Source organism: Pseudobacillus sp. 179-B 2D1 NHS, assembly GCF_045370945.1.
GTDB lineage: Bacteria > Bacillota > Bacilli > Bacillales > Domibacillaceae > Pseudobacillus.
Window position 1 is genome coordinate 1 of record NZ_JBIQDP010000052.1, and the last position, 9,850, is coordinate 9,850.

11 protein-coding genes and 1 pseudogene are annotated in these 9,850 nt (G+C 35.8%); 8 read left to right on the forward strand and 4 right to left on the reverse strand.

Annotation, left to right across the window (positions count from 1 at the left end; translation table 11 throughout):
• The 3 genes and pseudogenes from ACH0BF_RS24610 to ACH0BF_RS24620 form a co-directional block, all read left to right on the forward strand.
• Positions 1–156 (forward strand): annotated as a pseudogene (locus ACH0BF_RS24610) (site-specific integrase); the annotation flags it as partial.
• 228 nt (positions 157–384) lie between these two features.
• A complete protein-coding gene (locus tag ACH0BF_RS24615; protein WP_406910491.1) occupies positions 385–1,530 on the forward strand; it encodes an FtsW/RodA/SpoVE family cell cycle protein in 1,146 nt (381 codons plus the stop codon).
• Between the two features lie 332 nt (positions 1,531–1,862).
• Complete coding sequence (locus ACH0BF_RS24620) at positions 1,863–2,750, forward strand: transcriptional regulator (RefSeq protein ID WP_406910481.1); 888 nt, start codon at positions 1,863–1,865, stop codon at positions 2,748–2,750.
• 143 nt (positions 2,751–2,893) lie between these two features.
• Here ACH0BF_RS24620 and ACH0BF_RS24625 read toward each other — a convergent pair whose 3' ends face one another.
• On the reverse strand, positions 2,894–3,046 hold the full coding sequence (locus tag ACH0BF_RS24625) for a hypothetical protein (RefSeq protein ID WP_406910482.1): 153 nt from the start codon (positions 3,044–3,046) through the stop codon (positions 2,894–2,896).
• Between the two features lie 295 nt (positions 3,047–3,341).
• Here ACH0BF_RS24625 and ACH0BF_RS24630 point away from each other — a divergent pair, with 295 nt between their 5' ends.
• From ACH0BF_RS24630 to ACH0BF_RS24640, 3 genes are all read left to right on the forward strand, one after another.
• Positions 3,342–4,025 carry a GGDEF domain-containing protein gene (locus ACH0BF_RS24630; protein ID WP_406910483.1) on the forward strand — a complete coding sequence of 228 codons (684 nt, stop codon included), beginning with the start codon at positions 3,342–3,344 and terminating at the stop codon, positions 4,023–4,025.
• A gap of 391 nt (positions 4,026–4,416) precedes the next feature.
• Complete coding sequence (locus ACH0BF_RS24635) at positions 4,417–4,821, forward strand: hypothetical protein (RefSeq protein ID WP_406910484.1); 405 nt, start codon at positions 4,417–4,419, stop codon at positions 4,819–4,821.
• Positions 4,822–5,022: 201 nt separating this feature from the next.
• Positions 5,023–5,661 carry a YolC/YozM family protein gene (locus ACH0BF_RS24640; protein ID WP_406910485.1) on the forward strand — a complete coding sequence of 213 codons (639 nt, stop codon included), beginning with the start codon at positions 5,023–5,025 and terminating at the stop codon, positions 5,659–5,661.
• A 146-nt stretch (positions 5,662–5,807) separates the two neighbouring features.
• Here ACH0BF_RS24640 and ACH0BF_RS24645 read toward each other — a convergent pair whose 3' ends face one another.
• From ACH0BF_RS24645 to ACH0BF_RS24655, 3 genes are all read right to left on the reverse strand, one after another.
• Positions 5,808–6,452, reverse strand: coding sequence for a DUF3221 domain-containing protein (locus ACH0BF_RS24645; protein WP_406910486.1), 645 nt, complete (start codon positions 6,450–6,452; stop codon positions 5,808–5,810).
• Positions 6,453–7,614: 1,162 nt separating this feature from the next.
• Positions 7,615–7,989: a hypothetical protein gene (locus ACH0BF_RS24650; protein WP_406910487.1), complete on the reverse strand. Its 375-nt coding sequence runs from the start codon at positions 7,987–7,989 to the stop codon at positions 7,615–7,617.
• 158 nt (positions 7,990–8,147) lie between these two features.
• Complete coding sequence (locus tag ACH0BF_RS24655) at positions 8,148–8,747, reverse strand: tol-pal system YbgF family protein (protein WP_406910488.1); 600 nt, start codon at positions 8,745–8,747, stop codon at positions 8,148–8,150.
• 162 nt (positions 8,748–8,909) lie between these two features.
• Between ACH0BF_RS24655 and ACH0BF_RS24660 the strand changes: the two genes are divergently transcribed.
• Both ACH0BF_RS24660 and ACH0BF_RS24665 read left to right on the forward strand, forming a co-directional pair.
• Positions 8,910–9,182 carry a hypothetical protein gene (locus ACH0BF_RS24660; protein ID WP_406910489.1) on the forward strand — a complete coding sequence of 91 codons (273 nt, stop codon included), beginning with the start codon at positions 8,910–8,912 and terminating at the stop codon, positions 9,180–9,182.
• Between the two features lie 183 nt (positions 9,183–9,365).
• The coding region (locus ACH0BF_RS24665; protein ID WP_406910490.1) for a site-specific integrase at positions 9,366–9,850 on the forward strand (485 nt) is incomplete at its 3' end.

The following is a 9,850-nucleotide window of genomic DNA, read 5'->3' on the forward strand; positions in this document are numbered from 1 at the left end:
ATGAGGAAAACGTTCGGCTATCATTTTTACCAGCGAACGAAGGACGTGGCGATGTTGCAGCAGATCTTTGGCCATTCGTCTCCATCGATTACACTTCGGTATATTGGCATTAACGATGAAATGGTAGACAGAGTATTAGAAGAATTTTCGCTTTAAAGTCTATAATTTTTAAATACGTCAATATTGCGTTCACTTACTATTCAAATGCTTGTAACGATAATCCACTGGTTTTGGGGTTCATGTAATTAATTTAATAAACTGGAAATTGACTGTGAAAAAAGTGTGTGTTATTTTGAATTGTTGGCAATTTTTTCTCAATAAGGTAATTTTATGGTTAATTGTCTTAGGTATAAAAAGAAAGAGGTGATTAATTATTTGAAAAAGATGCTGAGGGTTTATGACTTCCCTATTTTTTTTACAACAATAGCGTTATGCCTATTTGGTTTAATAATGGTCTATAGTTCGAGCATGATATCGGCCGTTGCGCGTTATGATTTCCCAGTTGATTATTTTTACCAGAAACAAAAAAGTGCTTTGATTATTGGCTTTTTTGGTATGTTGGTTGCTATGATTTTTCCTTACAAAGCATACCAGGGAAAAGACTTTTTGATGTGGATAACAGGGGGAACAGTAGCTTTACTTATTCTTACCTTTATCATTGGGCACACTGCCGGAAACGCTCAAAGTTGGATTAAGATTGGAACAAGAGTTATTCAACCTGGTGAGTTTTCAAAACTGACTATTATCATTTATTTAGCAGCTATTTTTGGAAAACGACAAAACAGAATTAATCAAATAGATAAAGCCGTTTTTCCTCCTTTAATACTTCTAATGGCCATTTGCTTCTTAATTGCAATGCAACCTGATTATGGTACTGCCCTTATTATTTTAATGATCGCTAGTTCGATAATCATTTGTTCTGGAATGTCTTTAAAAAGCTTAAGCAAACTTTTTAGCTTATTAATAGTTAGTGTAATCATAATGTTTTTTTTAGTAATTATATCTGGAAATATACAATCGATTCTTTCAGAGGAACGGGTATCGCGTTTTACCAGTCTAATAGAACCTTTTGAGACTCAAGAAGACGCTGGATATCAGTTGGCTAATTCTCTTATAGCCATTGGCGCAGGAGGGCTTTCCGGTCAAGGTCTCGGACAAAGTTTTCAAAAATATGGATATCTTCCCGAATCTCACACGGACTTTATTTTGGCTATCATAGCAGAAGAACTCGGTGTTTTTGGTGTTTCTTTTGTATTGGGAGGCTTAAGTTTTATTGTTTTAAGAAGTTATATATTAGCTGCACGTTGTAAAGATCCTTTTGGATCACTATTGATAATTGGCATATCTTCTATGATTGGCATTCAAGTATTTATTAATGCAGGAGGAGTAGTTGGACTAATCCCTATAACAGGGATTACCTTGCCTTTTATTAGCTATGGAGGTTCTTCTCTGTTATTACTTATGGTTTCGGTAGGTATCCTTCAAAATGTAGTAATGCGATCCAATATAAGTGCAGACCGCAAAAAATAACTTAGTTTTTTTGCTTCTTGAAATTTTAAGAGTAATTAACTTGTAGAATTGAGAAAAGTTTGCTATAAATAAAGACAATTAAATCGAACGGAAAAGTAAAAAAGGCAAAAGCGCGTTATAGTAGGATTGCCGTCCCCTATAACCGTCCACCGTGACACGACCACGGTAAACACTTGCTCTCACCCTTTTTACGTTATTATGCCTGTATCTTACGATAAATAAACGTAAATTTCAAGGGAAAAGTCTACCTTTTACAGAAAGTCAAAGGACGTGTTTACCGATTTACGCGGTAAATACGTCTTTTTTGTTTTCCTCTAAAGGAGACGAAACCCATGACGGTAAGCAGAATGTTATCCAAGGAAGAATTCAAAAAAATGATGAGCTACAAGCCACACGCTACAAATCAAAAAGAACAACAATCTATGAAATTAAAGTTACTAAAAGTAGTAGAAGAGGTGTACGGTGATTCGTATTATCGATTAAAGAAAGAAACACGCCAGGCCATCGACATGATGTGCTGGCTGTCTTCAGAGCGTGGCTTTTTCTTCGCAAAAGATGACTATTTAGCTGATCGACACGATATATCTGACAGAACCATCCGCAACGTAGCAAAGAAGCTGCGCGAACATGGCGTGCTGTTTACCGTGTATCGGAGATCCACGAAGCAAAACGGACGGAGTGCACCAGTCCATTTATTTGTGGACCACCCGTATTTTTCATACTGGGAAGAACTGCTAAATCTAAGTGATTTCCAAGCAGATTTCCAAACAGAAAACGCCGAAATCCCTTATGGCTCTAAGGACGAAGAGGCAAAAAAAGTTCCTACCTATTCATTACCATTAAAAAAATCTTTTAATAAATATATACGTAAGGAAGAACCTGTTTTAGATGAAAGCTTTACGCCTTCTCATATTCCAAAGAGCTTTATTTTGGCTGTTAAACCGTTCTTTGGACAAGCAAAGGAAATCTATAAGCTATGGGGAAAAGCCATGCTGGCTTATCGAATCACTCGTTTAGGCACGCCTTTGGAGGAATTAACAGAGTTAGTCATTCAAGCTTTTAAAGAATCGATTTTTTCTCATAAACACAGACATATTAAAGGCTCTTTTAACGCCTATTTCTTTGGCACGCTGCGAAACATGATGACCGTTGAAAAACGAAGAGAGATCATGAATAGCGATCCGATCTTTACTCAATTTAGAGCGTACATGGAGTCTTAATGGCCCTGTTTAAAAATCAGTTGCCTTTAAGCAACAAGAGCGTCACTAAGGAACCGTTAAATACGAAAAAAGAGTAAATTAGATAGTCAATCAAATGTAAATTAATACTTAAAACAATATTGTTAAGCACGGTTACATCCAATTTACTCACTTTTGGCTTTTCTCTCCCTGGCCCGACGGGCACTGGTTATTGATCTGCAGCCATCCGTTGGCTGTCTGCCGTCCTGCCGAATGGTCACGGAATGGAAGTATGGAATTCCGTGACCATTCGGCAGGACTATAGGTAAATAACCCACTTACCTTTCCTCATGAAGTTGGATAGGTAGTGAGTGCTGGCAGGCGGGGAAGAGTTAGGGAGTAGGTAGTTAAGTGGGTGTAATGTGGGTAGAAGAGCGAGTGTGGAGGGTAAGAGAGGAAGATCGGGAAGAGAAGATGGAAAAGGACAAGAGAGAATAAAGTGAAGAATAGTTTTAGGAACGTAGAAAGAAAAGAACTATTGAAAATTAAATTCCAAGTGAAGGTGCGTTATTGTTTTTTTTTATGATATTATTCGTGTAAATTTACAAAAAAAAGAAAAAAGAGGATAATTTCATGAAATACACTGGACGGATTAGTTTTATAAGCATTGTTCTAGCCTTTTCATTTATACAAATTCTCTTTTTAGGAGAATCAATTCCTAGAGAGATTGTCGGAGGCCTTATTGCATCGATCATTGCATTGTTTATTGGATGGCAATATGACAAAATGAATTTTTATGCTAATCACGATCACTTAACGGAGCTTTTCAACCGAAGATTTGCTTTAAAGAGGTTCACGAAACTCAAAGCAAAATCAGCCCGGATTCACTCTTCTTTAGCTGTTTTTATATTGGACGTCAATAATTTCAAAGAATTAAATGATCGATTTGGTCATAAGACAGGAGATTATACTTTAAAAAAGCTAGCTATGCTTTTGTTGGATCATACTCAAAAATCTGATATTGTGGCCCGTTGGGGTGGGGACGAATTTGTCATCATATCTCTTGGATGTACCCATGAGAAGGCAGAACATTTAATAGACAGGTTGGAGGAAGAAATACTTGAGCATATACATCAGGCTAAAATCCCTTTGAAGATAGGTGTTTCCATTGGGTATGCCCTCTACCCAGAAGAAGGGAACTCATTAGATGAACTTCTCCATGTGGCGGATCAGAAAATGTACAAAGTAAAAATACAAAGGAAACATACCTCTGGACAGCAAAAAAGATTGTCTTTGCACATTCGAAAACCAGAGTAGATGTTTCTATAATTTAAAGAGTAAGGGATAACTGATGAAGAAAAGTTAGTCGTTTTTATGCAGTTTTTTATGCAGCAACGAGGCTTGTTTGAACACTAGAAATGCCAATCTATCAAGGGTTTATAAAAACTTGTATAGAGAAAATATAGAGAACAAAACGAAACCCCTTGGGAGATAAGGGGTTTTTCTTTGTGGGAGCTTCCTTGTTGTGTTGTTATGTCAACGAAAGCTGTATAGATTATTCATTTAACACCCAGACGTCTTATTCAATCAAAAGGCCATATAATCAATCATTAAGAAAAAAAGGAATAGGGAAATTGCAGCCTTTCATAATTTAAATAAATTATATTTTCCTTGGGTTTTACATTTTCTTTTGTAGAGGTGTTCCCTTATGAAAAAGAAAAGGCTAGTTTTGTCATTGATTATTTTGGCCTTAGTTGTATCGGTTCATGAAGTGGTAATTAAAACGCGAACTGTAGCCTATATAGGTGAAAATGAAAACTGGTTAATTAAAATCAACTCTGAATTAGTTGGACTAAATGCAAGCTATAAGGGGGAAATTCAATATAAAGGAAAAGCCACTATTAAAAATGCAGATTTTAATATTCGTCCAGAACACTTTACGGCAGGTCCTCCTATATTTGATAAACATGGTTATTTTTATTGGGAATGTAAGGATGACTGTGAGTACTCTGACAAAGAGCCCAAGCTCCTTTTTTTTATTGTTTGGAGAGAAAATAATAATTCGGAGGTAAAAATGAACTTCGTTGAATTAAAGAGGACTTCAAAAGACTGATGAGTTTGAAAGTGGGATTTCAAGCCTCCATCCTTTTAAGCAATCGGGCTTTTTAATGCCTATAATGTGAAGTTATGTGAACTAGGTTTGTATAAAGTATGCATGTGATACTTGGAGATCTTGTTAAATTAAAAGTGGCAAAATAGTTTGATAAACGATTGGGTTATTATGGTAAAGTATCATTAGAAGGGAGATAATGTAATGAAAAAGTTTATTTCTGTTTTAATGATAGTTGTTATCTTTGTTATAGTATTTAATGTTTACAGCAACAAAGATGATGTTTCTACCAGCAATGACGGAAAAACTCGATCCGATCGTATCGCATCTGTCTTAAACACTGGATTTGATGAGTATGGTTTATTCAGCTTTGAAATAGGTAATACAGACCCAACGATCCGGATTGTAATGGACGAAGCCAAAAGTAAACAAGAACTACAGAAATACTTAAAAGAAAATGTATCTAAATCGGACTTGAACCATTACAATATAGAAATTTTGAAAAGAAACTTACAAGAAGTAGAGGAAGAACATACAATGCTTCAGATTGAAAGTATTGTATTTGATTATTTGGAAGCCATAAAAACAAAGAATATTTCAGCAGCGACAAAATATGCTGATGATTTAAGATTTCCAGATAAAGAAAATCAAAAGGAACAATACTCGATCCTTTTTTCTGAACAAAATGTTACTGATACTAAGATAGTGAACCTTAAGAAGGTAAGTGAAACTGAGTTTAAAGCTACTGTCGAATTTGTTGAAAACGGGAATTTAAGCAAGCATACATTCCCAATTCAGCAAAAGGGAAAAGAGTGGAAAATTATCGTTGGACAAGATGTATAATCAAATATAAATTAAAAGGATCTCTAATGGAGATCCTTTTTCAGTGCCTATAATGTGAGGTTATATGCACTAGGATTGTATAACGTATTCGCCAATAAAGTAGGTGATCTCAATCTGGAGAAATTCTAATTGGAGTAATGTTAATTTTATTCTTTTACAATTTTTATATTGGTAGCATGTGCATGCAGTGGAGCTGAATTCCCAAATACATCATAATTCACGCTGACTTTTTGACCGACTTGAAGAGAGGAAACAGTCTCTTTATCAATATCTTTTGTATCAACCATATAACCTTTACCGTGATACTTTTCACTCATCACAAGAGCATACAATTCTTTCTCACTCTTACCTACTATTTCTTCTTTTTGTATCTCGGAAATCACCCATACTTCATCTTTACTCTTATCAACAATATAACCTTTTACAGGAGGATTTTCTAATGACTTATAGCCGATTACTTTGTTGGTATTTGGATCGATTAATATAGAAGGTGTACCTTCAAAAGAAACCAATAATACTTCCTTACCTTCATAATTATCTTTATAAGATTTACCTAAGAATTGATGATCATCATCAGCAATCATTTTTGTTACTTTCGCACTTTGCCACTCTTCTTTAGCGAGATCATCCCAAGCCATTTCTTTAATGAAATCCCAAGCAATCTCTCTTGCATAGTCATTACTCTCTTTAGTTGTAGCATTTACATCATTTGAAATTTGGCTATCCGTTGAACAAGCTACGAGAAAAATCAGTGGAATACATAGAACAATAACAAGTATTTTTGTTTTCAAATGAAAAACTCCTTTTTAAACAGTATAACTCGTAGATTCATAAAGTGCCGAAGGCATATGTCTTTGAAAAATTAATTGAAAGATTTGATACTTGGAAAGCAAGTAAGAGCATAAGGGAAAAATGCCCCCACTTAACGTGTGGGGTTAGGCAGAGCCTAACTTTTCAATGGGGTCACAAAAAAGAGGAAAGCCATACAAAAGCCATACAAAAACTTTCCCGAAAAACCCCGTCTTCTCATCTTATTTTTTCTTTAATATCTTATTCTTTGCGGTATTAATACTATTTTCTTTTAATTGATTCTTTTTGTTTTCATATCATGTGACATGAAAAGGTACCGGATATGTAGCTGTTATGTTGGATTATTTACAAGGCAGAAAAGCAGCAAGAGAATTATTTACAAGAAGTCAAACAACACTCATAAAAGGGTACCAAGCTGCATGAGAAATTGAATGACGTTGAAGGGAGATAGTGTCATAAAAACCAAAATAAATAAAGAGAAATCAAGCCGAAACAGCCGGTATTCTTTGGCTGTAGGTTATTGTTTTAGTATTTTTTTGCTGTTTTCTTGTCCACATTGAAAAGTTAGGCTTTGCCTAACCCCACACGTTAAGTGGGGGCATTTTTCTCTTATGCTCTTCTTCTTTATTTTACTCTTCAAAGCATTTAAAGAAGTTCTCTAAGGCTAGATGAATACCTCATACCATGACTCACAATTCTCCACGTACTTTTAAAATTAAACTTGTAGAACAGCATAGGGGGCAAGCTACGGGTTTGTATATACAAACCCCAAAAACATTGTTTTTGTCTTGGTGAGAATTCTTCCTACAACCTGTTCATTTTAAGTATTCCTTTTTTCAAAATTTCATACCTAAAATGATTGTCGCTATGCTCGAATGATTGTTAGCTTCAGACTAGCTTTATTTAGTTGATGTTGATACAGAGCTTTTTAATTCCAAAACAGCCTGGTCCAAAAATTTTTTTAATTTTTCTCTGCCTGGGGTACCGCCAACATTTTGGAAATTTTGTACGCTAAGCAAATTTCAACCTAAAAAAGTCGAATCCCTGTACGCTAAGGAAACGACTTTTAATTTGGCTTGTTAAGCAAAAGCGCCCGATTCTGGAATATAGGTGATTAAATAACCTTCTCTAACGATTACCAAATTAATCTTTTATCGCCTTAATATCCTTAATTGAATTTGTGAAAATCGGGTCTTCCTCTTTTATCTGATGTCCTTCTACAAGTGAGATATAATAATCTCCATTCGATAAAGGGAAGAAGTTCTGATTTTTTTGCTCTTTCTCGAAGTAGATTGTGTATTTATGATTGGCAATTGTTTTTAACTCCCAACCCCCACCCAATTCCATGACAACATTGTCTGATATTTTGTTAACAGCGAAGCCCTTTTTATCTTCCAACAGTTCACCTACAAAATAATTATTCGTATCTTGTTGAATTACTAATAATTTTTCATCGTTCATCGTTGTAATCAAGTCAATAATCCCTTTAATTCCTTCGCTTTGAATGAATTCCTCCAAGGCCTCTTCCTTCGAAGGAAAATAGTTTATATTTTCTTTGCTACAAGCAGATAAAATCAATAAACCTATCATCAGTGAAATAATTAAGCGCTTAATGGTATTACTCCCCCTTCTCTTCCTCTGCAAAATGACCCAGCCCTCTGGGGTCAGAAGGCTTTTTACTTTCCAAATAAGCGTGCAAAGAAGCTTTTTCTCTGGTTGTTTTCTTCTTTTGCTGCGGCCAATTGCTTTATAGATTCGACTTGTTCCTTCTTTTGTTCTTGGAGTGATTTCATACTTTCCAATAGTTGTTTATCGCGTTCTTTTAAAGAGTTGTCTATGTAATGGTTTTGTTTCTGAATATCACTTTGTAAAGATTGAATCATTTTATTTTGATTTTCGATCAATTCCTGTTGTTTTTGAAAAGCTAGCATAAGCATATCTAGCTTCTCTTCTATAACGTTGTTATAACGCTCATTTTCAGCAGGGAAGGTTGTAACGGTATCAGTTATAGACTTCTCTTTATATATTGCTGCTACTGACTTTGCTGCCGATTCAAGAGTTATACCTGGCTTGTTTCTCTGAGTGATTAAATCTTTGAACATCATAACGTTTATATCGGTGTATCCTCTGTTTCCTTTTTCATCTTTATGGAAGACAAATCCAGCGTTTTCGAATAACCGAGCATATTTAGTGATGGTTTGCCTTTCAACATTTAACTGTAACGCTACTTCTCCCGGAGAATAGAGCCTTTTAATCGATTGCTGTAACTCATCCATAACGCTACATCCTTTCTGTAACGGATTATAGGCACCATTATAACATCTTCCATGTAACGTGGGGTTTTTAGCCACAAGGACGGCTAATAGGAAACAGGTAAGATTGGTAGATATGTGTGATAATACTTGAATATATAGAAAGAAACTTGAGAGGTGGCTCTATTGAAGACGTTCATTCAAGCGTTGTTCGGATCTTTCATTATCCACGTGATATATATACTTTCCCCTATCTTAATAGGTTATATGAAAACTAGACTATATACACCGGATGTAACGAATGCCTTCGAAAATGTTGAGTATCTTCAAAATGAAGTAGCATTTGGAGGAATTGTGAAAGGTAGTCCTTGGTTTTTATTTATTTCTTATTTAGGCGTGGCTATAATATGTGGACTTGTTATTATTTTGTATAAAAAGTTAGTAAGTAAGAGACTTTAATGCAACATAATAGTGATTATGTTGCATTGCTCCCCCCCTTCTTTCCCTACGAAAACCCTTGTCTACCAAGGTTTTTTTCTTTGGTGTCAACCCCTAGCAGGGGTTTCAATGCGACATATTGAATGATATAGTTGTGTTGAATAAGACATAATCGATCTTTATAGCAACTGGAGGCAACCCGATATGACCAACAAACAAGGACAAAATAGTGTCGAACCGATCCGGGATCCTGAAAAAATCCGGATGATCAAAGAGTACTTATTGCATCAATCGTACCGAGATTATTTTTTATTTACATTTGGCATCAATTCCGGCCTGCGGATCAGCGACATTCTGCCGTTACGGGTGATGGATGTCCGAAATACGGAACATTTGCGGATTCGCGAGAAAAAAACGGGGAATGTACGAAAAATCAAAATGTCGGCGGCGTTAAAACAAGAAATCGAGAAATATACGCGCCATATGGCCGATTCTGACCCCTTGTTTCCGTCTCGGAAGGGGAAAGTACCCATTGGACGTCAAACGGCTTGGAGGATCATTAACGAGGCTTCTCGCGTGTGCGGGGTGGAAGGGGCCATTGGCACCCACACCATGAGGAAAACGTTCGGCTATCATTTTTACCAGCGAACGAAGGACGTGGCGATGTTGCAGCAGATCTTTGGCCATTC